At 39.1% G+C, this 23,756-nt stretch carries 18 protein-coding genes; 14 read left to right on the forward strand and 4 right to left on the reverse strand.

The genetic code is table 11. The features are described from left to right. Positions 1 to 666: a hypothetical protein gene (locus R0J88_RS16240; protein ID WP_008129788.1), complete on the reverse strand. Its 666-nt coding sequence runs from the start codon at positions 664 to 666 to the stop codon at positions 1 to 3. Between the two features lie 159 nt (positions 667 to 825). Between R0J88_RS16240 and R0J88_RS16245 the strand changes: the two genes are divergently transcribed. The 11 genes from R0J88_RS16245 to R0J88_RS16295 all read left to right on the forward strand — a co-directional run bounded on the left by R0J88_RS16245 (position 826) and on the right by R0J88_RS16295 (position 15,935). Further along, positions 826 to 1,044, forward strand: a complete 219-nt coding sequence (locus R0J88_RS16245) for a hypothetical protein (protein ID WP_410900448.1) — start codon at positions 826 to 828, stop codon at positions 1,042 to 1,044. Beyond that, positions 1,037 to 2,116 (forward strand): AI-2E family transporter, encoded by a 1,080-nt coding sequence (locus R0J88_RS16250; RefSeq protein ID WP_058428673.1) that lies wholly within the window; start codon positions 1,037 to 1,039, stop codon positions 2,114 to 2,116. The genes R0J88_RS16245 and R0J88_RS16250 overlap by 8 nt, the downstream gene beginning before the upstream one ends. 115 nt (positions 2,117 to 2,231) lie before the next feature. Beyond that, positions 2,232 to 4,478 (forward strand): aminotransferase class V-fold PLP-dependent enzyme, encoded by a 2,247-nt coding sequence (locus R0J88_RS16255; protein WP_410900449.1) that lies wholly within the window; start codon positions 2,232 to 2,234, stop codon positions 4,476 to 4,478. A gap of 374 nt (positions 4,479 to 4,852) precedes the next feature. Continuing rightward, the gene (gene pgi, locus R0J88_RS16260) at positions 4,853 to 6,499 is read left to right on the forward strand and encodes a glucose-6-phosphate isomerase (protein ID WP_410900450.1); all 1,647 of its coding nucleotides are present in this window, start codon (positions 4,853 to 4,855) and stop codon (positions 6,497 to 6,499) included. A 268-nt stretch (positions 6,500 to 6,767) separates the two neighbouring features. Then, positions 6,768 to 8,240, forward strand: coding sequence for a glucose-6-phosphate dehydrogenase (gene zwf, locus R0J88_RS16265; RefSeq protein WP_276755012.1), 1,473 nt, complete (start codon positions 6,768 to 6,770; stop codon positions 8,238 to 8,240). A gap of 2 nt (positions 8,241 to 8,242) precedes the next feature. Continuing rightward, entirely contained in the window at positions 8,243 to 8,953 is a 711-nt protein-coding gene (gene pgl / locus R0J88_RS16270) for a 6-phosphogluconolactonase (protein WP_410900451.1), read from the forward strand. 344 nt (positions 8,954 to 9,297) lie between these two features. Then, positions 9,298 to 10,002 carry a SapC family protein gene (locus tag R0J88_RS16275; protein ID WP_410900452.1) on the forward strand — a complete coding sequence of 235 codons (705 nt, stop codon included), beginning with the start codon at positions 9,298 to 9,300 and terminating at the stop codon, positions 10,000 to 10,002. Between the two features lie 125 nt (positions 10,003 to 10,127). Beyond that, positions 10,128 to 11,162, forward strand: coding sequence for an isoaspartyl peptidase/L-asparaginase family protein (locus R0J88_RS16280; protein WP_410900453.1), 1,035 nt, complete (start codon positions 10,128 to 10,130; stop codon positions 11,160 to 11,162). A gap of 124 nt (positions 11,163 to 11,286) precedes the next feature. Continuing rightward, positions 11,287 to 15,174, forward strand: coding sequence for an ATP-dependent RNA helicase HrpA (gene hrpA, locus R0J88_RS16285; RefSeq protein ID WP_410900454.1), 3,888 nt, complete (start codon positions 11,287 to 11,289; stop codon positions 15,172 to 15,174). Positions 15,175 to 15,249: 75 nt separating this feature from the next. After that, complete coding sequence (locus R0J88_RS16290) at positions 15,250 to 15,630, forward strand: response regulator transcription factor (RefSeq protein WP_008129771.1); 381 nt, start codon at positions 15,250 to 15,252, stop codon at positions 15,628 to 15,630. 8 nt (positions 15,631 to 15,638) lie between these two features. Next, a complete protein-coding gene (locus R0J88_RS16295; protein WP_006792347.1) occupies positions 15,639 to 15,935 on the forward strand; it encodes a PilZ domain-containing protein in 297 nt (98 codons plus the stop codon). 15 nt (positions 15,936 to 15,950) lie between these two features. On the opposite strand, the gene R0J88_RS16300 is transcribed toward R0J88_RS16295, so the two are convergent. Continuing rightward, positions 15,951 to 17,141 (reverse strand): class I SAM-dependent methyltransferase, encoded by a 1,191-nt coding sequence (locus R0J88_RS16300; protein ID WP_010557560.1) that lies wholly within the window; start codon positions 17,139 to 17,141, stop codon positions 15,951 to 15,953. 106 nt (positions 17,142 to 17,247) lie between these two features. On the opposite strand from R0J88_RS16300, the gene R0J88_RS16305 reads away from it, so the two are divergent. Then, a complete protein-coding gene (locus R0J88_RS16305; protein WP_410900459.1) occupies positions 17,248 to 17,937 on the forward strand; it encodes an HD domain-containing protein in 690 nt (229 codons plus the stop codon). Position 17,938: 1 nt separating this feature from the next. Beyond that, positions 17,939 to 18,379 carry a VOC family protein gene (locus R0J88_RS16310; RefSeq protein ID WP_410900455.1) on the forward strand — a complete coding sequence of 147 codons (441 nt, stop codon included), beginning with the start codon at positions 17,939 to 17,941 and terminating at the stop codon, positions 18,377 to 18,379. Here the strand turns inward: R0J88_RS16310 and R0J88_RS16315 are convergent. Continuing rightward, positions 18,376 to 19,368 (reverse strand): two-component system response regulator, encoded by a 993-nt coding sequence (locus tag R0J88_RS16315; RefSeq protein WP_410900456.1) that lies wholly within the window; start codon positions 19,366 to 19,368, stop codon positions 18,376 to 18,378. The genes R0J88_RS16310 and R0J88_RS16315 overlap by 4 nt on opposite strands. A gap of 8 nt (positions 19,369 to 19,376) precedes the next feature. Continuing rightward, positions 19,377 to 22,700, reverse strand: coding sequence for an MHYT domain-containing protein (locus R0J88_RS16320; RefSeq protein WP_410900457.1), 3,324 nt, complete (start codon positions 22,698 to 22,700; stop codon positions 19,377 to 19,379). 276 nt (positions 22,701 to 22,976) lie between these two features. On the opposite strand from R0J88_RS16320, the gene R0J88_RS16325 reads away from it, so the two are divergent. Continuing rightward, complete coding sequence (locus tag R0J88_RS16325) at positions 22,977 to 23,663, forward strand: M48 family metallopeptidase (RefSeq protein ID WP_410900458.1); 687 nt, start codon at positions 22,977 to 22,979, stop codon at positions 23,661 to 23,663. The last annotated feature ends 93 nt before the right edge of the window (positions 23,664 to 23,756 follow it).

The raw sequence follows: 23,756 nt of genomic DNA on the forward strand, positions 1-23,756 counted from the left end.
TTATTCCTTGTTTATTGGCTCGCCAATGGCAATTTTGGCTATGTCTATTTCGTCACTGCTTGCACGGATGTCTTTTTCGCACAATTGGTAGAGTTCTTTTATTGAGACTCCATCTATCTTTATTACGTTCAACTCTCGCTGCAAAAAAGTAATAATTTTATGAACCACTTTGTGTGAGTGCAAAATGAGGGCTTTATCGGCTTTATCACCGCGCTCAAAGTAAGAGCCAATAAATTTATGTAATTGATTTAACCTAAAAAGTACTTTCATTGAATGCGGATCCCACACTCTAAACTCCATAAAGCGGTTATCTTTTATGTATTGGTCAACAATAATATCTTTTGCATAAGGCAGTGCCCACAATTCAAAGCCCCTGTCTGTAAATACCTGGTGTAATGCAATGCGAGGTTTATGTTTGGTATGGATCTCACCTAAATCGTCCTCAAAGCCGTCGAGTATGTCTAGATTCCAGTTACGTCTGTCGATAAGTTGTTTTACGGCGTTATCAAATCCATGCTCTAAAACACCTTCAGACTCGCTAACTGAAGAGGCAACTAAATGATAAAAAGGAGGAAGCTCCCCCCAATTTATTTGCTTTTTATACCAATTAATCTCTTTGAGTGTTGGATTACTTGGTAAATGCGCTTTATTATGTGTGCGAGACATTAATCTGTCCTTAACCTGTCCTTACTACTAACTATGTATTACAGAATAAACCATTGCAGGCATTGTTTTAAGAAAAAGTTACATTTGTTGATATTTTATAGGCTACCGATGCACATCAATACGACTTATTATCCATTTTAATAAATCGGTAAAGCGAGTATGTTACACCAAGATTTACGAAGTTATAGATGCCCTCAGCAGTTTATTCAGTTTAAATTAGGGCTACGTGAAGCATTATCCAAACAGCAAGCCATCACATTTACAATTGCTAGTGATGAGAGCGTGGATGATATTGAGCGGTTTTTAAAAAAATATGCTTACAGTTACAACTTAGATAAGCAACAAGGTTTATTATTAGTGGAGCCATTACGTGTTTGAATATATAAAAACATGGTACGAAAGAAAATTCTCTGATCCTCATTCGGTCACCCTATTATTTTTACTACTCGTTTCTGTTGCCTTACTGTACTTTTTTGGCTCGTTAATTGTCCCGGTTTTAGTAGCATTAGTTATTGCGTATTTACTTGATTGGCCTGTTGTACATTTAGAGCGCCTTGGCTTACGCCGATTTACTGCAACCGTGATCGTAATGCTTATATTTACAGGCATTATGCTTACTTTAATTTTAGTGATTGGTCCTGTTCTGTGGAAACAAACCAGTAACTTAGTGCAAGAAACCCCTCATATGTTAGAGCAAGGTAAGTCGTATTTAGTTGCCTTACCCGAGCAATACCCAAGTTTAATAAATGCCGACCAAGTACAGGGTATTGTTGCTACTGTCGAGGCTAAAGTTATTGAGTTTGGCCAAGTGGTTTTATCATTTTCATTAACGTCGTTAAAAGATTTAGTGGCGTGGTTAATTTACTTAGTACTTGTGCCGTTGCTCGTGTTTTTTATGCTTAAAGATAAGCTCGAGTTAACGGGCAGTGTGGCTAAATTAATTCCACAACAGCGTCGTTTAATTTTGCAAGTATGGAATGAAATGAACCAACAAATTATGAATTACATTCGCGGAAAAGTGTTTGAAATTTTAATTGTAGGCGGCGTTTCGTTTATTGCGTTTACATTTTTAGATTTGCGCTACGCAGCCTTGTTAGGTGTGTTAGTTGGTTTTTCTGTGTTAATTCCGTTTGTGGGTGCTGCGCTGGTGACTATTCCGGTCGCTGCTGTGGCGTTATTTCAATTTGGATTAGAAACTCAGTTTTGGACTATTTTGATTATTTACGGGATTATACAGGCCCTTGATGGCAACGTTCTCGTGCCATTGTTATTTTCAGAAGCGGTTGATTTAAATCCTGTATTTATAATTGTCGCAGTTTTGTTTTTTGGTGGTCTTTGGGGCTTTTGGGGGGTATTTTTTGCCATTCCTTTGGCTTCGCTTGTTAAGGCATTGATTACCGCTTGGTCTTCAACGCAAGAAGAGCTAAATAATAAACTGACAGAAGGTTAGTTCAAAAAGGCATAGAAAACGCACCGTCAGTACTAATTGATTATTACTCAATACGTCTAAAGTTATGTAATATTGGTAATAAGATATATCTTTTAGTAATAAGGTGCGTTTTTAGATGTCTGACTCTTTATTTAGCTCTGAGCAAATTTACCTCGATGCAAATGCAACAACGCCGGTGTTGCCATGCATTGCTCAGGTGGTCTCTCATACAATGCAAATTTGCTTTGGTAATCCATCAAGCCCACACATTACAGGTATTCAAGCTAAGCATTTGTTAGAGCAAACCCGTGAAAACGCACGAACAGTGATAGGCGCAAAAGAGGGAAATATTTTGTTTACCTCTGGCGCGACTGAAGGCATTCAAACCGCTGTCGTATCCACACTCATTAATGCTAAAACTCATAAAATAGATAATCCAGTGCTATTGTATGGTGCTACTGAGCACAAAGCGGTACCTAATACCTTAAAACATTGGAATGATGTATTGGGTATTAATGCCAAAATTTTAGCAATTCCGGTAGATAGTAAGGGTATTCTAGACCTTACTTTCATTGCAGAACACATTCCTAATGCGCTTATGATATGCACAATGGCGGTAAACAATGAAACCGGTGTGTATCAAGATTTAGATGCTATTGAACAAACGATTCGTTTTTTAAACCCTGACGTGTCGTGGATGGTCGATTGTGTTCAGGCATTGGGCAAAAAGCAACTTAATCTAAGCGCGACCACAATAGATTACGCTCCCTTTTCGGGCCATAAACTTTATGCACCCAAAGGCATCGGTTTTTTATATATACGAGCTGGCAGTGCCTATACACCGTTTATAGCAGGGGGTGGGCAAGAGAGCGGGATGCGTTCGGGTACCGAGAACTTACCCGGTATTGCCGGGTTAAATAAACTATTTAGCTTACTGCTAGACAGGTCAGATACCACGTTTAAACCAATCGATGTGCTCAATAGCTACCGCGTGCAAATAAAATGCGCGATTGAAGATACTTTTGGTGAGGTTACGTTTAATCATAGTTTTGAGCATTCGGTACCAACAACGCTCAACTTTGCGGTAAATGAACTAACAAGCAAAGAAGTGATTGATTTATTTGATGCTGCTGGTATTCGTGTCAGTGGAGGGTCTGCATGTAGCACGGGTTCTTCAACAAGCTTTGTGCTTGATGCTATGGGCGTTAACCAATGGCAGAGTGAAAATGCAATTAGGCTATCGTTTGGTCCCGCAGCTACAGCCGAAGAAATAGCAAATGCGTGTGAATCTATACGTGCATTAAAAGCCATTTTGCAGGCTAACTGTTTAATCGTATCTGATAGCGCAACACCTCACCAAGATGTGTGCGCGATTGGTTTAACGCAGTTTAGGCACCAAGGAGCTTGTTGTTGGTTATATGTAAGTGAGAATAAACAGGCAATTATTATAGATCCTATTGTAGAGCTCATACCGCGTTTAGAAAAAATAGCCAATACACAAAACCTCACTATTAAGGCAGTGCTTAATACGCATGCTCACCAAGAGCGCCATTGCGGCGTTACTTTATTACGCAATGTATTAGCGAGTCGATGCGATGACATTGAAATAGATAAACTGGGGTGGCCAATACATGCAGCGTATATTGACCTCAATAACCAACGATTAGAAAAAATAGCCACACCAGGGCACAGTGAAGATAGCGTAAGTTATGTTCTAAAAAATGAAGATAATCACATTAATTATTGCTTTTGTGGTGACCTAATATTACCCGCAGGTTTGGGGAACACGTCTTTAGCTGGTGGCAATGCAAAGGCCATGGCTCATTCTATTCTAGCGCTTGCTGAGCAGCTAGATGAAACAAGTGTGATTTGTTCAGGACATGATTATTTACAATGTTTTGCGATGACCTGGGAGGCAGAGCAACAACAAACACCTTTATTAAACGGATTAATAAACGGCCAAATGAGTCTTGATGAATTTGTTATTAAAAAACAGCTTGATGATCAGGCTAAAGAAAAATCGAGGTCACAATTGTGTGGTTATGTCACCGCGTTGCCCGAATCATCTATTCAGCAATTAAGTTTTGATAGTGCAAAGGCAATGCTTACTAAAAACGATGCGTATTTGATTGATACCAGAGAGCCATACGAGCATGGTGCCAATAATGTATCGCAATTGTTTCGCACCAAAGAAATAAAAACACTTAATATACCGCTTAGTAGAATGGCTCACGCATTGATGGAAGGTCAGCTTAGTAAGAGCGGTAAATATATATTGTTGTGTCGTAGCGGTAACCGATCAAAGCTTGCGGCTGCTAACCTAACGCAACTAGGGTATCAAACAGTGTATAACTTAGAGGGTGGTTTGGCATTGAGCCTCTAATTATACGACACTAATAGGATTCAAATTAAATCGGCTGTGGTAGCCGATTTTTATTTATTCACATAAATGTCATAACTATTAAAAAAGTACTGAACGTTTAGTAAAATTCACGAACATAGCAACTTAATCGATTAAGCTTTGTGGGTGCCTTTGAAATTGCGGGTAAAATAATTTGCAAAATATTTATGATACCGGTGTCAAAAGACAAAAATTGCGTTATCATCTGCGTATAAAATAGTAAAAGCAGCGCTTTTTTTACGTTTTTAACTATACTATCAGCGTTTTATTTTAGTGTGTTTAGCGCGGATTAAAGACTTTTACATTATAAAAAGAAACTATAAATCAACCGGTTAAAATTTTTAGAGGATATTTAAATGTCGAACCGAACGCAATTAGCAAGTTGGCAAGCCCTTGAACAAAGTGCTGCTAAGATGAAACAAACACATCTTAAAACGTTATTTGCACAAGACGGTACCCGCTTTTCTAAGTTTTCAACTCAGATCCCAGGTGTATTATTCGACTACTCTAAACAATTAATTGATAACGATGTTTTTGCTAATTTAGTGTCGCTTGCTAAAGAGTGCGATATTGCCTCTTGGCGAGATAAAATGTTTAGCGGTGAGAAAATCAACATCACCGAAGAACGCTCTGTACTACATACTGCATTACGTAATCGTGCACATACTCCATTAATTGTTGATGGAGAAAATGTAACGCAAGCGGTTGATAATGAACTTGCCAAAATTAAAGTATTTGTTGAAAAAGTGCGAAGCGGCCAATGGCTTGGTTATACGGGCAAAGCGGTGAAAGACGTTGTTAGCATTGGAGTAGGCGGGTCAAATCTAGGTCCTCAAATGGCAACTGAGGCGTTAAAAGCACTCGCAGATAACACGTTAAATGTGCACTACGTGTCAAATGCCGATGGTGTACAAATTGCTTCTGTACTTAAAAATATTGATCCCGAAACAACATTATTTGTTATCTCGTCAAAAACATTTACTACATCAGAAACCATGACGAACGCTAAAACAGCGGTAGATTGGTTTTTAAAAACAACAAAAGATGAAAGCACAATTGCTAAACATTTTGTTGCAGTAAGTACAAATTTAGAAAAAACAGCTGCCTTTGGTATTGCTGATGAAAACGTATTCACTATGTGGGATTGGGTAGGTGGTCGCTTTTCATTATGGAGTGCGATAGGCTTACCAATTGCGCTGTATTTAGGTTATGACGCATTTGAAGAAATACTAACAGGTGCTTTTGAAGTTGATGAACACTTTAAAAATTCGCCGCTTGAGCAGAATATTCCTTTAATAATGGCTTTGTTAAGTGTTTGGAATACCAGCTTTTTAGGGTATACGTCGCAAGCAATTTTACCTTACGACCAATCTCTTCACATGTTACCTGCGTATTTACAACAAGGTGAAATGGAAAGTAACGGTAAGCATGTTAACTTTGCAGGCAAAGTAGTACCGTACACCACGGTACCAATCATTTGGGGTATGACTGGTATTAATGGTCAGCATGCGTTTTATCAATGCCTGCACCAAGGCAACGTGATTGTGCCAGCAGATTTTATTGCCTCTGTTAAACCACAAATTAATGTTGATAAGCATCATGACATTTTATTATCAAACTTTTTTGCTCAAACAGAAGCAATGATGAGTGGCGTTGATGCAGAACAAGTTACAGCCGACTTAACAGCTAAAGGTAAATCGCAGGCGCAGATTGATGAACTACTAAATCACAAAATTCATCAAGGAAACCGTCCAACAACATCAATGTTGCTAGACACTGTTGATGCTAAAACGGTAGGGCGTTTAATTGCGTTATACGAACATAAAATCTTTTGCCAAGGCATAATTTTAGACATTTGTTCATTTGATCAATGGGGTGTTGAGCTGGGTAAAGGCTTGGCATCTAAAATTGAAAGTGAGCTGACAGATGATAGTGTAAATCACGATCACGATAGCTCTACAAGTGGACTGATGGCGTACTATAAGCAACACCGTACGCAGTAACAATTTAACCTACTTAAAAGTAGGTAAACCGAGTACCTTTGAACGGGTAGCGCTGGAGTGCTTAGGGTCTGTATTTTTGTGAGAGGAGATACAGAATCCTAAGGCTCATTTAATAAAGCGTAGATGATAAAAAAATAATAATACATCATCAATCAAGAACAATTCAGCAGGCTTTTTAACACATTATAAAAGCTATCATAATCCAAGTTATAAACAGGCATACCCGCGAACTTATTTAGGACGGGGTATCACAACGTAGAGAGTAACTATGCTTAATCCTTTTGATATCATAATTTTTGGGGGCGGTGGTGATCTTGCGTTACGCAAATTACTACCTGCAATGTACAGAGCATATCAAGAAGGGAACTTACCTGAAGGCTCACGCATCCTGCCAACAGTTCGTGAAGAAAGCAAACGTGCCGAATACATTGAAACAGCGCACAAAGCACTGCAAGAGTTTTTAAGTAAAGGTGAATTTAACGCCAAAGATTGGAAAGCATTTTCTACTTACTTAGTGCCAGTGGTGAGTAATGTTACCGAAGCTGACGATAACTGGGATGTACTTAAAGAGATCTTAGATGAGCACGATAGCACTAAATCTCGCGTGTTTTACTTATCTTTACCACCAGCCGTTTATGGCAAGTGTTGTGAAATTCTTTCTACAAAAGATTTGATTACGCCAACATCGCGTGTAGTAGTAGAAAAACCAATTGGTTACTGTGGTGAATCTGCAGAAGCAATAAACGCTAAAATTGCTGAATTTTTTGAAGAAGACCAAATTTTCCGTATAGACCATTACTTAGGTAAAGAAACAGTACAAAACCTAATGGCACTGCGTTTTTCAAATTCATTGTTTGAAAACATGTGGGATGCTAAATCGATTGATAATATTCAAATTAGTCTTTCTGAAACCGTAGGCCTTGAGAGCAGAGCTGGGTTTTACGACAAAGCCGGTGCACTTCGTGATATGGTTCAAAATCACTTATTACAGCTTTTGTGCCTTGTTGCAATGGAAGCACCTAATAAGCTTAATGCTAATAGTATTCGTAACGAAAAACTAAAAGTACTCGAAGCGCTTCGTCCACTTTTTGATTCAGATGTTGATAGCAACATAGTACGCGGCCAATATGTACCGGGCGATTTAAACGGAAAAATAGTTCCTGGCTACCTAGAAGAGCTAAATGAAGGCGCTAGTAAAACAGAAACCTTTGTTGCTATTCGTGCACACATTGATAATTGGCGCTGGGCTGGCGTACCATTTTACCTTCGTACAGGTAAACGCATGGCAAAACGTTGTGCTGAAATAGTGGTTGAGTACAAAAAAGTATCGCACAATATTTATGAAGAAAATGTTGGCAACATTGAACCAAACCGCTTAGTTATTCGTCTTCAGCCTGAAGAAACGATTCAGCTAACGCTTATGTCAAAACGTTTGGATAACCTTGAAATGCAATTAGAGCCGGTAACGATGAACATTGAGTTATCACAAGCTTACAGTAACGGTTTCCATTCTGATGCATATAAACGTTTAATGCTTGATGCGGCTGCAAATAACCCATCATTGTTTATTCACCGTGATGAGGTTCGTCAAGCATGGAAATGGATTGACCCGATTGTTGAGCGTTGGCAAGAAAAAGGTAAGCCTGCACTTTACCGCGCCGGTACGTGGGGGCCTGATGATGCCGATGAGTTATTAGCAGAAAACAACCACTTGTGGTTTAACACAGGTGATAAGGCATAATTATGGCGACTTTAGTTGAAAAATTTTTTGATGACAAAGATGCACTAACAAAAGAGTTATCGGCAACCTTAGAGCAATCATTAATAGATGGTATTAAAGATGATGGCCGCGCGGTACTAATGGTATCAGGCGGGTCATCACCCGCTGCAGCATACAAGCATTTATCAACCCTTGATTTAGATTGGCAGAACGTTGATGTAGCCATGGTTGATGAGCGCTGGGTTGAGCCAAATCACGAGAAAAGTAATGAAGCTTTTATTAAATGTACGTTGTTGCAAAATTTTGGCAATGCAGCCAACTTTATAACAATGAAAAACGATGCTTCTACTGCACAACAAGGTGCTGAAAAATGTGAAGCCGCGTATAGTGCACTGAAAGCGCCTTATGATGTAACTATTTTAGGTATGGGGCCTGATGGGCACACTGCGTCTTTGTTTCCACACGCAGATGGATTAGAAAATGGTTTAACCACCACTCAAACGGTTTGTGCGATTAACGCAATACAAAGCGACGTGACGGGGAGTATTACCGAGCGTATGACGCTTACCTTGCATGCAATAGCAAATTCTAAAGTGGTAAAACTACTTATTAGCGGTGAAGAAAAACTCGCTGTTTATAAGCAAGCTAAGGCAGGGGGCGATGTTAACGATATGCCTCTGCGTGCTGTGCTAAACCATCCTGATATAAATATTGAAGTTTATTGGGCTCCATAATTTAATCAAATTTGCAGTACTCACTCAATTTTATAAAGGCAGCTAAATTAGCTGCCTTTTTGTTTGTTTAAATATTCTCCAATATGAGTAAGTTTATAGGTGAAAATCTGTTAACTATTGTAAATGGGTTGCTTAGTCTTGTATGCTAAATAGCCGCGTAACGCTTTATTTTTAAGCGTATTTTAAAATTATTACGTGTATGTTTTTTGGCAACGTGCAGATTTATTTAAATTTTATTTTTAGATGGCTTATGTCATAAAACTTTCCCTTCCTTTTTCGCCTCAAAAGCATTAGCCTTAGTGCATTAACAATGAAACTTATAAAATTAAAAACGGAGCAGTAACATGGCGGAGCAACAAGTACAGCCTTTACACAATGAAAAACATGCCAACATTAAAATTCAAAACGGCATCAATGTAGAATTTATGAAAACTCAACATTTAGTGCCTGTAGTAGCACATGAGTTTGCGCGTGTAGCAAATGAGTTTCCTATGTCGTTTGTTAAAAATAACGAAGCAGGTACTTTCCAAGCAGTTGCAATGTTTGGCCTAGAGCCAGGCGAAAACTTATTTGTTGAAGGCGACAAATGGACAGCTTCTTTTGCACCAATGGCGTCTACACGTTACCCACTAGGTTTAGTTAAACACCCAGACCAAGACCAATTTGGTATTGTTATTGATGAAGCAAGCCCACTTGTAAGCGAAACAGACGGTAATGCGTTGTTTGAAAACGGTGAAGAAACAGATTACCTAAAACGTCGCAAAGAGTCGCTAGTGTCTTTCATTGAATTTTCTCAAGTAACAGATGCGTTCACTAAATTCCTTGCTGACAAAGAGCTACTGATAGCACAAACGTTAACAGTAGACATCAAGGGCGAGAAAAAAGACATCAACGGTATTTACCTTATCGACGAGAAAAAACTAAATGAGCTAAGCGATGCAGACTTCTTAGAGCTTCGTAAGCGCGGCTATTTAGCACCAATTTACTCTTTCTTAACGTCTACTCACCAAGTAGCACGTTTAGCGCGTTTAAAAGCCAAACAAGCTTAATTTAAACACGTTAACTATAAAAAGCGCCTCAAGGCGCTTTTTTTATGCCTTTAAACTTACTTTAGTTGAAATTTACGTTTTAACCGTTCACATTGGTTTTAATACTTTTTTGATAAGGGCCAGTCATGAAAAAAATAATCTTATTATCTATTTTAGCCAGTACGAGCATAGGGTTTAGTCACAGTGTACTAAGTGAAGAATCTCCGCTTGCCATTGCCATTCATGGTGGAGCAGGAACAATAGATAAAGCAAAATTTTCACCTGAGCAAGAAAAAGCCTACCGTGCTAAATTATCCGAAGCTGTTGAAGCAGGTTACAGCGTACTTGAAAAAGGCGGGGAAAGCTTAGATGCGGTGACTGCTGCAATTACAGTATTAGAACAGTCTGAGTTTTTTAATGCAGGGCGCGGTGCAGTATATACATACGACGGTGGGCATGAACTCGACGCATCAATTATGGACGGGCGTAACCGCCAAGCTGGGGCTGTTGCAGGTGTAAAACATGTAGAGAGCCCAATTAAACTTGCTCGTTTAGTTATGGATAACTCAGTGCACGTTATGCTCAGTGGACAAGGTGCTGAGGAATTTGCAAAAGAGCAAGGTATTGAACTTATCGAAAATAATATTTTTGATACTAAACATCGTTACGATGCTCTGCTTAAAGCAAAAGATAAGCTCGATAAAGCCAAAGCAACAACTAAGTCATATCAGGCTGCACACAATGCGCTCCCTAATAACTTTAAAATGGGCACTGTTGGCGCTGTTGCTCTTGATAAAAATGGTAATTTAGCTGCAGGCACATCAACCGGTGGAATGACGGCAAAGCGCTACGGCCGTGTTGGAGATGCTCCTGTTATAGGTGCTGGTACGTTTGCTGAGAATGAGTCATGTGCGGTATCGGCAACCGGCCATGGTGAATATTTTATTCGCTACAATGTGGCAAGCGATATTTGCGCTCGTGTTAAATACAAAGGCAGTACAATCTCTCAAGCCGGTGATGAAGTAATAAACAAGGTATTAAAGCCAATAGGTGGTACAGGCGGTGTTATTATTATCGACACGCAGGGCAATATTAGTTTACCGTTTAATACGTCGGGTATGTATCGCGCGAGTAAATCGAATACGCAAGCAACTTATGTAGGCATTTTTAAAGGCGAATAGGAATATAGCCTGATGCATGTGATTAAATGTCAAACAACTGAGTGTTTAATGATTTGTAGGATTAACCCGAGCCGTTAACTTTGATACAATTATGGCTCTTTTACATATTTTATAAGGTATGCGGGTGGTTAACCTAGGTCAGTTGTTTGGCGAGCTAAAAACGTGCTTAAAAAAAGATCAATTCATATTCAAAAAACGCCTTCATGGTGTTAAAAAAATAGCCGACGAAACTAAACAAGCCAATGCGCTTGAAAAAATAGCCGCAGATATAACCCGCAGCCAACAATCAAAAGAAAAACGATTAGCTAACTTGCCACAGGTAACATACCCTGAGCAGCTGCCTGTAAGTCAAAAAAAACAAGCCATTAAAGACGCAATAGCAAATAACCAAGTTGTTATTATTGCCGGTGAAACGGGCTCGGGGAAAACGACGCAAATACCTAAAATGTGTCTAGAGCTTGGCCGTGGAGTTGATGGGTTTATTGGCCATACACAACCACGTAGGTTAGCCGCACGCACCGTTGCAAACCGTATTGCTGATGAGATGAAGTGTGAACTTGGCCAACAAGTGGGATTTAAAATCCGCTTTAGCGATCAGGTTTCTAACAGCACATACATCAAACTGATGACAGACGGTATTTTACTGGCCGAAATTCAGCAAGATCGCTTTTTAAATCAATACGACACCATAATTATTGATGAAGCCCACGAGCGTAGCCTAAACATTGACTTTATTTTAGGGTACTTAAAAAACTTACTGCCTAAGCGTCCAGACTTAAAAGTTATAATTACCTCAGCAACGATTGATCCTGAGCGTTTTTCTAAGCATTTTAACGATGCACCAATTATTGAGGTATCAGGTCGTACTTTCCCTGTTGATGTTCGTTACAACCCAATTAGCGATATTAAAAAAGAGGGTATGGAAGCTGAAGGTGACCAGTTACAAGGTATTTTTGATGCCGTTGACGAGCTGTGCGCAGAAGGCCCTGGCGACATACTTATATTTTTAAATGGTGAACGTGAAATTCGTGACACTGCCGACGCGTTGAGTAAGCGAAATTTAAAACACACTGATGTGCTCCCATTGTATTCGCGTTTATCAAATGCAGAGCAAAATCGAATATTTGCGCCGCATTCGCGCCGCCATATTATTTTATCGACCAACGTGGCTGAAACGTCATTGACCGTACCGGGTATTCGCTATGTTATAGACCCAGGTACTGCGCGCATAAGTCGCTACAGCTACCGTACAAAAGTACAGCGTTTACCAATTGAGCCTATTTCACAAGCAAGCGCTAATCAGCGTATGGGCCGTTGTGGGCGTGTTGAAGCGGGTATTTGTATTCGCCTGTATTCTGAGGATGACTTTTTATCTCGCCCCGAGTTTACTGACCCGGAAATTCTACGTACAAACTTAGCCTCTGTTATTTTACAAATGCTTGCTTTGGGCTTGGGTGACATGGCGCAATTTCCATTTGTGCAAGCGCCAGATAGCAGAAATATTAATGATGGTTTGACTCTGCTTGAGGAGTTACAAGCAGTAAAGTCGTCTAAACGAGATAATAGAACTGCGTTAACGCAATCAGGTCGGGAGCTGAGCCGATTACCCGTTGATCCGCGTTTGGCTAAAATGGTGTCAACAGCGCATAAGTTAGGTGCACTTCGTGAAGTTATTATCATTGTGGCTGCTTTATCTATTCAAGACCCACGTGAACGACCTCAGGAAAAACGCGCAGCAGCGAATGAAAAACACGGCCGCTTTGATGATCCTGATTCAGACTTTATTGCCTTTTTAAATTTGTGGAATTACTTAGAAGAGCAACAAAGCCAGCTGACAAACAGTCAGTTTAGAAAATTATGCCAAAAAGACTTTCTAGCCTATATGCGCCTGCGTGAATGGCAAGATATCGTATATCAAATAAGTACTGTGTGTAACGAAATGGGCATGAAGGCAACAAGTGATGTTGCTGATAGTGAAGCCGTACACAAAGCCTTACTAAGCGGTATGCTTAGCCATATTGGTTTTAAGGACGAAAAACAAGCTTACAAAGGTGCGCGTAATAGTCAGTTTCATATTTTTCCGGGGTCAGGTTTATTTAAAAAAGCGCCTAAATGGATTATGTCAGCAGAGCTTGTTGAAACGAGTAAATTGTATGCGCGCACTAATGCAAAAATCGATATCAGTTGGGTTGAACCTTTAGCCCAACATTTGGTAAAACGCAGCTACTCTGAGCCCCACTGGGAGAAAAAACCTGGGGCTGTTATTGCCTTTGAGCAACAAACTTTATATGGGTTGTTAGTTGTTAATAAGCGCCGCTGTGTGTATAGCAATATAGACCCTAAAGTTAGTCGTGAGCTGTTTGTACGCACCGCACTGGTTGAACAAGAGCTTGGTTTGAACGAGCGTTTTTTACAGTTTAACCGTGAGCTAATCGAAGATATACAAGTTCTTGAAAATAAGTCGCGCCGACGTGATATTTTAGTTGATGAACAAACCTTATTTGAGTTTTACGATAAAAAAATACCAAAAGAAATTAATAATCGAGCCGCTTTTTTAAAGTGGTATAAAACTCAAAAACAACAAAATAAACACTATCTACATATGACTCGCGATGAGTTAATGCGCCATGGTGCAAACAGTATTACAGAGTTTGATTACCCAGATACATGGCAGCAAGATAATTTAATATTACCGCTTACGTATCACTTTGATCCAGGTCAAGCGGTTGATGGTGTTGCGGTGCAAATACCCGTTGCCTTATTAAATCAAGTGCAAGAAACCGGCTTTGATTGGCATATCCCTGCGTTTAGGCACGAACTTGTTAGTGGCTTGATTAAATCGCTACCAAAATCACTTCGACGTAACTTTGTGCCCGCTCCTAATTATGCAGATGCTGTTATTGCGGCGGTAGAGCCGATGCAAGGCACGTTGCTTGACGCACTTACCACACGTTTGTTGAGAATGACCGGTGTACGCGTTGATCCTGAAGCGTGGGATTTAACATCACTTGCTTCTCATTTACGCTTACATTTTGAAGTACGCGATGAGCACAATAAACTACTTGCTCGCGGTCTAGACCTTGCGAAGCTCAAAGCAGAGCTTCAAGGAGAGGTAACCGAAACACTTTCTAAAGTTGCGGATGACGGTATAGAAAAAGCAGACTTAACACAATGGAACTTTGGTGAACTGCCTAAGTCTTACGTTAAAAAGCAAGGCCAGTACGAAATAAAAGCGTATCCAGCGCTGGTGGATAAAAAATCAAGTGCTGCGGTTGAGCTATTTGATAACGAAATAAAGGCACAGATTGCACATCAGCAAGGCCTTCGCCGATTGGTATTATTAAATGTGCCTTCACCTATTAAATATTTACAGCAAAATCTGCCTAATAAGGCTAAGTTGGGATTGTACTTTAATCCTTTTGGAAAAATAGCCGATTTAATTAATGATTGTATTGCCGCGGGTGTTGATAGCTTATTACTCAAATATGGCGATATTAGAACGAGCAGTGAGTTTGAAAGTGTAAAAGAAGAAATACGTGGCGAGCTAGGTGACGCTGTAGTCGATATAGCTATTCACGTTGAACAAGTTCTTAGCATTGCGCATGCGCTACATAAAAAAATGAAAGGGCGGGTTGATTTGACCATGATCACTGCGCATGGCGATATTAAGTCTCAGCTTGAGTCGTTAATTTTTAAAGGGTTTGTTAGTCAACATGGTGCGACTAAGCTGACTGATTTAATTCGTTATTTGAAAGCGATTCAAAAGCGATTAGAAAAGCTCCCTGTTGACCCAAACAGAGACAGAGTGTGTGTACTTGAGCTTGATAAAGTGGCAGCTGAGTATAAAAAGCTGACTAATAAAATACCCAAAGGTATGCCAATACCCAGCGAGATAGAAGCTATATTTTGGATGCAACAAGAGCTAAGAGTTTCATTATTTGCACAAACGCTAGGAACGCCTTACCCTATTTCGTCTAAACGAATTTTAAATGCTATAAAAGAAGTTGAATAATGCTTGCATTTATCAAGAAGGTTAGTACCTTAAAGGTAGGATTTATTTTTGTTTTGAGAAGGAAACGACATAAGCATGTCCTCGGTGATTGAACCTAAAACAAAACGATTATTAGTTGTAGATGATGAGTATTTTAATTACGAAATGCTTAAACCTGCACTAGAGTCTAAATTTGACGTTAGTTATGCTGACTCTGGTCAGAACTGTCTTGCGTCTGCAATTGCCAATCCTCCTGACATTATTTTACTCGATGTATGTATGCCAGGCCTTGATGGCTATGATACATGCAGAATGCTAAAACATACGCCAGAAACTAAAAACATTCCTGTGGTTATGGTGTCAGGCCTTGAGTCTGAGCTTGAGAAGAAAACAGGGTTTGACGCCGGTTGTGATGCTTATGTAGTCAAACCGTTTGCCATAAGTGCACTGTTAGAGCAAATAAACACAATAGTTTAGAGGGAATTATGTTCACAGAAGATAAACGAAACTATAGACGCATGCAGGTAAACGCTACTGCAATGCTTACAACTATTGAGCCGGTTGCAGGCTTAACTTACACTGCTGAATGCGTAGACTTAAGTGCAACGGGATTGTCATTGCATTTAGATGATTTATTAGAACCAAATACACTTTTGTCTGTTGATATTGCATCAACTCATCCAAGTATTGCCCCTTTAAAAGCGACCGCTAAGGTAATACGTGCCAGCAAAGAAGATGATGGCACGATTACGGCAGGGCTTGAGATAATAGAGTTTAATTAACCAATTAAATGTTAATTAATAAACTTTACAGATAAGCCCTTTTAAGTAAAAGCCTTCAGGGTAGCTGCCCGCAATTGGGTGGTCAGCTGCTTGGTTTAAACGTTCCATTATTAACAAGTCTTTACCCGCGTCTAGTGCTGCGTCTGCAACTACTTTCTGAAATAAGTTTTGTTCCATTAAGCCCGAGCAAGAGAATGTTAATAGTGTGCCGCCTGGCTTTAATATTTGCATAGCTATCATATTGATATCTTTATAGCCCCTGCATGCACCTGTTAGCTGTGCCTTGTTGTCGGCAAATTTAGGCGGGTCCATAACAATGGTGTCGAACTGTTTACCTTCGTCTCTGTACTGGCGTAAAAGTTTAAAAACATCTTGCTTAACAAAATCGACTTTATTTAAATCTAAATTATTATGCTCAACATTACGTTTTGCGGTATCGAGTGCCGGTTGCGATACGTCAACGTTGGTAACATGTGTACAGCCACCACGCAGCGCATAAAGTGAGAATGTCCCTGTGTAGCTAAAGCAGTTAAGAACAGTTTTATCTTTTGAAAAACGCTCAAGTGCTGCACGGCTATCGCGTTGATCTAGGTAAAATCCGGTTTTATGACCTTCTAAAATATCTACCTCAAGCTTTAAACCATTTTCCTCAATGAGCACTGGCTGCGTTGGCTCTGAGCCCCAGAGTATCCCTTTAATTGGCTCTAACCCTTCTTTTGTACGCACGTCTACGTCTGAACGCTCATAAATACTGCTGCCCGGAAATATAGCCATCAGCGCGCCTACAATTTCGCCTTTGTGGCGCTCTGCTCCTGCGCTTAGTAGTTGGCATACAAGTACATTATCAAACTTATCGATTGTAACACCCGGTAAGTAATCAGACTCTGCGGCACATAATCTGTAACCAGTTAATCCGCCTTCTTCAATTACTTGGCTACGAGCTTCAAGTGCTCGGCGTAAGCGTCTCTCAAAAAAGTGTTGATCTATAATTTCTTTTTCGTCAAAGCTCCAAACACGCGCTCGAATCTGAGAATGCGGGCTATAGGCTGCTGTTGCTAAATATTTACCTTCACTGTCGTGAATAGTTACCGTATCGCCCAGTCCCGGTTTACCTTTGATCTTTTTAATGGCTTTAGAAAATAACCATGGGTGTTTTCTTTTTAATGATTTATCGCGACCAGCTTGGAGATAAACGGCAGATGACATAAGGCTTCTCGGTTGTATTAAATAAGCGCTGTATTTTAGTCAAGGCAGGGGCAACATACAATGAATGTTTTGCATGAAGCCTATAAAGCGCGGTAAAGTATGACTAATTCAATATGTTAATAAATTTTTGGAAACTACCTTGGCAGAAACCACGTTATCTCCCGCATTACAAATACTCTCTGGGCAATGTCGTGACTTTATTACATCGCTTAAACATGCTGATGTTGCTCATGATATTACCCATATAGAACGTGTGGTTAGAGTGGCAATACAACTTTGTGAAGCTGAAAATGCCAATATGGCGATTGTTTTGCCTGCAGCATGGTTACACGACTGTGTCGCAGTGGCTAAAAATCACCCTGACAGATCCAAAGCATCGACTATGGCAGCCGATAAAGCGATTGGGTTTTTAAAAGGGTTAGGTTATGACGCAAACTTGTTTGAAGAAATTCATCATGCAATAGCGGCACATAGCTTTAGTGCTAACATTAAAATTAAAACGCTTGAGGCGCAAATAGTACAAGATGCAGATAGAATGGATGCTCTTGGTGCCATTGGTGTTAGCCGTTGCATGAAAGTAGGGGGCTCTATAGGGCGTTTACTTTACAGCCCTGACGATCCTTTTTGTACAACTAGAGAGCCTGACGATAAAAAATTTACTTTAGATCATTTTTTTATAAAACTTTTAAATATTGCTAAGAGTATGAACACGCCATCAGCTAAAGCTGAAGCGCAAAGACGCACTCACTATATGGATGCGTTTTTAGAGCAGTTAAAGTCAGAGATTGGTGAGTAATATGAGCAACAAAACAATGCCTTTACTATCGGGGATTGATCACTGCCACATAAACGTAAATAACCTTTCGAATGCAGTGACTTGGTATGAAAAAGTACTTGGCTTTAAAGTAGTTGAGGAGCTTGCGTTTTGGGACGAGACAGGCAAAGGGCCTTTAACACTCCAAGACCAAAATACCACAACACGCTTAGCATTGTTTGAAGGTCAAGTTCGCAGCAAAGGAATTGCGTTTGGTGCTACTGGAGAACAATTTATAGCGTGGCTCGCGCACTTCAAATCAATGGACATAAAAACAGTATTAGCCGACCACGGTGTTACGTTCTCAATATACTTTAAAGATGAAAGCGGTAATAGCCATGAAATAACATCTCATGAATATGAACATATCAAGATGTTTTACCCATCTGTTGAGCAGGGCTCGCACAGTGCTAAAAAGAGTTAACGCTCTTGATTGCTTTGCTTGATATTGAGTATTTCGTCTAGTTTATTAACTAATAAATCAATAATAGCTGGGTCAAAGTGGCTACCTGCTTGGTCTTTCATATGAGCAATTGCTTTTTCTACACTCCACGCGTCTTTATATGGACGCTTAGATGTGAGTGCATCAAATACATCTGCAACAGCAACAATTCTTCCTTCGATTGAAATTTCATCGCCTTGTAAACCGAAAGGGTAACCTGTTCCATCCCATTTTTCGTGATGCTCTATTGCTAATGTGTGCGCGAGTTGAAGCAATGGAGAAGATGAATTAGCTAAAATTTTTGCGCCAATTAAAGCATGCTCTTTCATGTGTTCAAATTCTTGCTCTGATAACCTTCCAGGCTTTAATAAAATCGCATCGGGAATGCCTATTTTTCCAACATCATGCATAGGGGCTGCCTGATGTAGAAGCTCTGCTTGATTTTCTGACATGCCAATGCCTAACGCAAGAACTTTACTGTACTGGCTCATACGAACTATGTGCTCACCGGTATCGGTATCTTTATACTCTGCGGCACGCCCTAAGCGCTGAACTAAATCTATATGTGCTTGCTTTAATTGCTCTGCTTGTACCAAAGAAAGGTGTGTTTTAACACGCGCTCTTACAATAGCAGGGCTTATTGGCTTGGTTATGTAGTCGACCGCGCCTAATTCAAACCCTTTATACTCATCGCTCTCGTCACCAAGTGCTGTGACAAAAATAATGGGGATGTGTGCTGTTTTTGGATTACGTTTAACGTGTTCACATACTTCAAACCCATTCATATCTGGCATCATTATGTCGAGTAAAATGAGTTTAGGTAATTCTTTTTCAAGCAACGTTAAGGCTGCTTCTCCTGATTTTGCAAAGGACAGTCGGTACTGATTGCCCAGTATTTCTCGCATAACCTTAAGGTTTGCAGGTTCATCATCAACAATTAAAACCCGAGGCCTGTGTGTAGCAAAAATCATTTATATACTCATATATCGTTTAGTTTGTTTATCAATGTGTCTAATTTGAGAATCGCATTTTCAAAATCAAATTCATCAAATGCATCAGCTATTGCGGCAATGTCATCTGAAAAGGGTTCACCTGAAAACGTTTGCAGGTTCGTCAATGCATTATCGTTTAATTCAGCGTTTTGCGCTGAGTCATAAAGTGCTTCACACAGCTGTGTTAATTCATCAATTGACACTACATTGTTTTTACTTTCAGGTTTATCAGTTTGATCACATTCTTTTGTCGTTAACAATTGTGAAATAACAGACAGTTCAGCTTTTATTGATTGTAAAATATTATCAACGTCCTCGCCTTGTTTAATAGCTTGCTCTAGATTGGATAAAAGTCTCATTAGTGCAATAAGACCAAGGTTTCCAGCAATCCCTTTTAAAGTGTGTATTAAACTATAGCTATTTTGAGTGTTTAGCTGAGGCTCGTTTATAAGTGTGTCGAAGCGTTTGTCATTGTCTTTAATAAATTTAGTGATTTCAGTCAGCTGTTTACACTTCGATCCCCATAACGCTAATCCTTTTTTAAAATCGATGTGTTTTGCATTTGGATCTGTTTGTGCTATTTCGATTTCTTTCGAAACACCTAAACCAAGTACTTGTGCAATCTCTTGATTTAATTGATTAATGTCAATTGGCTTGTTTGCAAACCCATTCATGCCTGCTTTTTTAGCTAATAGTTTATCTTGCTGTAAAACGCTGGCGGTTAAAGCAATAATAGGAATATTTTTTAACTGTTGTTGTTTTTCTATCTCGCGTATTTTTATCGAAGCTTCAATACCGTCACATTCTGGCATGTGAATATCCATTAAAATGACATCAAAATCGTGTTGTTTGAAGGTGTCAATTGCCTCAAGACCGTTACTCGCTTTTGTAACCGCATGGTGATCCCTGGAAAGTAATAACGAGAGAAGCTCAGTATTTTGTTCTATGTCGTCAACAACCAAAATTCTTAGGGCAGGTAACTGTGTATGAAGGCCATCAAAATAGTCAATTTTTTCTTCATCACCCACTTTAAGAGGAAGCGAAAAATAAAAGCAGGTGCCTTTATTTATTTCACTGACTAAATTTATAGTTCCCCCCATCAGCTCAACAAGTTGTTTGCTGATAGTTGTTCCAAGCCCTGTACCACCAAAGCGGCGGGTAGTCGTTCCGTCAGCTTGGACAAAAGGTTGAAAAATAGCGCTCACTCTATCCTTTTCAATCCCAATGCCGGTGTCTTGTACTTCAAAAAATAAATGCCCATTTTGTGTGGTGCTTACGGTAATGGTCACAGAGCCATGCTCTGTAAACTTAATCGCATTGCCAATAAGGTTAGTTAAAATCTGTCTTAACCTGTCAGGATCACCGTAATAGGTATTTTGCACTGATTCTTTAATAATAAGATGAAGTAAAAGATCTTTCTTTTTTGCTTCTAACCAAAACGTTGAAATGATGCTGTCTATAACGGGTTTAAGGCTAAAGTGAACTGCCTCAATGGTCAACTTACCACGTTCTAATTTAGCTGAATCGAGTACCTCGTTAAGCAAGCGAAGAAGCGAACGGGCTGCGTTATTAACGGTAACAAGGTGCTTTTGCTGCTCATTATTGAGTGGTGTATCCATGAGCAGGTCGCTAAAGCCGATAATAGAGTTCATAGGGGTGCGTATTTCGTGGCTCATATTAGCCATAAACGACTGTTTTGCTTGTGCGGCTTCTTCAGCGATGAGTTTCGCTTTTTCGAGCTTCTCTTCGTACTCTTTACGCTCGGTGATATCAACAAACACGCCATCTATCCACTGAGCTTCGTCTTTATTATTAAAGTAAAAACTACCTTGGTCTAATAACCATAAAACTTTACCATTTCTATGACGAATTCTATATTCGATAGAATATTGGCGCTTTTCTTTAACTGCTGAAGTTACTGCATCTATTACTGCCTGTTGGTCAGTTTTTAAAATAAGGTCGTTAAACTCTAAGCAATGCTCAGTAAATTCATCTGATTGATAACCTGTTAACTCTAAAATACTTGGGCTTATGAATAACATACTCCAATTATCATCTAGCCTACATCTAAATACAGCACCCGGCATATTGTTTATTAAAGAACGGTATTTTTGCTCTTTTTCAACAAGGCTGCGTTGTAATTCACGTTGTTCGGTTAAATCAGTAATATAGCCAACATATAATGGAGTTTGTCCTGGCTGGTTAACTTCACCAATGCCTATTCTAATAGGAAAAAGATAGCCTTCTTTGTGTTTTGCAAAAATTTCACGGTTTACACCGAGCACCTTGTTTGAGTTAACATCTTTTGCATTAGAGAGGTATTCATCGTGATGCTTAGCGAGCTTTTCATCCATTAACATTTTTATATTTTTGTTTTTTACTTCATGTTCTTGCCAGCCAAAAATATGTGTGGCTGAGGCATTAAAACTTAAAATATGCCCTCTGTGATCAATCGTTACTATGGCATCGATGGCTGTTTCGAGTATGGCATTCAGGCGAGACTCATCGGCAGACTTTTCTTCTAGCAACATTTTATAACGAACCATTCCGTTAATAACCGCCACGACGCTTGTAATAGCAACCGTTGCTGTAGCAACAGCAATTGCGACAAATGTAAGACCGGCGGATGCGTTAATATCATCGAATAGCAGTGGCGAAGTTGCAACAAAACGGGTTGCTGCCATGCCCATATAGTGCATTCCTGCAACAGCAAGGCCCAAAATAATTGCGCTTATGGTGCGGCTTTGTAGAGGCGTTAATGTAGGGAAAAATTTATCTAAGTTAAATCGACTATAAAGAGCAATAAAAGAAAGTGCTATTGCAACAAATATTGATAAAACAAACATAAGTGGGTCGTAGCGTAATAAAGGAGCCAACTCCATAGCGGCCATGCCGCTATAATGCATTGTGCCAATGCCTGCGCCTAATAATACAGAACATAAACCAAGTATTTTGAAGCTCGCTTTATTGTTAATTAAAATAGAAATTGCAAATAGGCAAGCAAAAAAAGCAGGAAGAAAAGACAATATAGTTATTGTTGGGTCGTATTTAATATTTGTGCAGAGCGAGAAGGCCAGCATACCGATAAAGTGCATACTCCAAATACCGACTGAAAATATAGCAGCGGCAGTAAATTTTGCTAGGCGTTCATAATTATGAAATTTTGTTTCTTTGGCTAAATCAATCAATCGGGTTGTAAAAAAAGAAGCGAATATTGCTATTAAAACAGATATAGATACTAAAAGAGGGTCGTAAACGCCGTTAACTACTAGGCTAGGGTCGTGGTCTGTAATAAAAAATGCAGATAGCATATTGGCTCAAAAATTAGTCTTTAGGTAGCCAGTTTAATATATTCATCATATAAATAAATACTTAATTAACTAGAGCGGTATAAAAAATGAGTTTGTTTCAATTTTTTAACGTATAGTTTTCAAGTTATTATTTTTTATATTTATTTTATGCAAACTGATAGAAAAATATTTTGCTATTATATGAATGACACAGATGATAACCAACATGGGGTTACATCAAATTAGCATATAAATATTTGTAGTGAATACTTAAAATTAGGTTAATGAGAAAAAGTAGTGTTTGATTACCAGCTAAAAAAAAGTAAACGAAGAAAAACAGTCGCTATAAAGGTACATGATCAAGCTGTTACTGTATATGCTCCCCATTATGTTGCCCAAAAACAAATCGATAGTTGGTTACTTGAAAAGCAGCCCTGGATTGAAGCACAATTAAAAAAGCAGCTTAATGCAGTCGATATTAAGCAGTATCCCCTTATCCATAATAAAATTAAGATATTTTCTGACTGGGTTAAATTAAGTTTTTTAGAAAGTTCGTTATCTGATATTCAAGAACACAATAATGTTTTGTTGGTAATACACTCTACTAGAGTAAAAAATCACAATGGTAAATACGAAAGTTTGATTAAACAGTATTTAGAAGAGAAGTTGGCGGCGTATATTGAAATGCGTATTAGCTATTATTGCAAAATAATGAAAGAAGAATTGCCTCAAAAGTTAAGTATTGCCATATATAAACGCCGTTGGGGGAGTTGCAACAGCAGGCGAGAGCTAACTTTTAATTTACACCTAATAGGGGCTCCTCATGCCGTGATTGATTATGTAATAGTGCATGAACTTGCTCATTTGCAGTATTTAAACCACAGTAAGGACTTTTGGGCTAGAGTAGAGGCATTTTTTCCTGATCATAAAATTGCATCAGATTGGCTAAAAGCAAGCGGAACAAGTTTACAGTGGGTGTTTTAAGCTAATTTGAATATAGGAATATAGGAATATAGGAATATAGGAATATAGGAATATAGGAATATAGGAATATAGGAATATAGGAATATAGGAATA

This window comes from Pseudoalteromonas sp. SIMBA_162, from assembly GCF_046535955.1.
Taxonomy (GTDB): Bacteria; Pseudomonadota; Gammaproteobacteria; order Enterobacterales; family Alteromonadaceae; genus Pseudoalteromonas; species Pseudoalteromonas marina.

Excerpts from the sequence above, each read along its gene's own strand:
- zwf (WP_276755012.1), top strand. The coding sequence starts at position 6,768 with ATGCTTAATCCTTTTGATATCATAATTTTTGGGGGCGGTGGTGATCTT.
- R0J88_RS16280 (WP_410900453.1), top strand. The coding sequence starts at position 10,128 with ATGAAAAAAATAATCTTATTATCTATTTTAGCCAGTACGAGCATAGGG.
- pgi (WP_410900450.1), top strand. The coding sequence starts at position 4,853 with ATGTCGAACCGAACGCAATTAGCAAGTTGGCAAGCCCTTGAACAAAGT.
- R0J88_RS16320 (WP_410900457.1), bottom strand. The coding sequence starts at position 22,700 with ATGCTATCTGCATTTTTTATTACAGACCACGACCCTAGCCTAGTAGTT.
- R0J88_RS16300 (WP_010557560.1), bottom strand. The coding sequence starts at position 17,141 with ATGTCATCTGCCGTTTATCTCCAAGCTGGTCGCGATAAATCATTAAAA.
- pgl (WP_410900451.1), top strand. The coding sequence starts at position 8,243 with ATGGCGACTTTAGTTGAAAAATTTTTTGATGACAAAGATGCACTAACA.
- R0J88_RS16275 (WP_410900452.1), top strand. The coding sequence starts at position 9,298 with ATGGCGGAGCAACAAGTACAGCCTTTACACAATGAAAAACATGCCAAC.
- R0J88_RS16295 (WP_006792347.1), top strand. The coding sequence starts at position 15,639 with ATGTTCACAGAAGATAAACGAAACTATAGACGCATGCAGGTAAACGCT.
- R0J88_RS16255 (WP_410900449.1), top strand. The coding sequence starts at position 2,232 with ATGTCTGACTCTTTATTTAGCTCTGAGCAAATTTACCTCGATGCAAAT.
- R0J88_RS16310 (WP_410900455.1), top strand. The coding sequence starts at position 17,939 with ATGAGCAACAAAACAATGCCTTTACTATCGGGGATTGATCACTGCCAC.
- R0J88_RS16315 (WP_410900456.1), bottom strand. The coding sequence starts at position 19,368 with ATGATTTTTGCTACACACAGGCCTCGGGTTTTAATTGTTGATGATGAA.
- R0J88_RS16245 (WP_410900448.1), top strand. The coding sequence starts at position 826 with ATGTTACACCAAGATTTACGAAGTTATAGATGCCCTCAGCAGTTTATT.
- R0J88_RS16240 (WP_008129788.1), bottom strand. The coding sequence starts at position 666 with ATGTCTCGCACACATAATAAAGCGCATTTACCAAGTAATCCAACACTC.
- R0J88_RS16290 (WP_008129771.1), top strand. The coding sequence starts at position 15,250 with ATGTCCTCGGTGATTGAACCTAAAACAAAACGATTATTAGTTGTAGAT.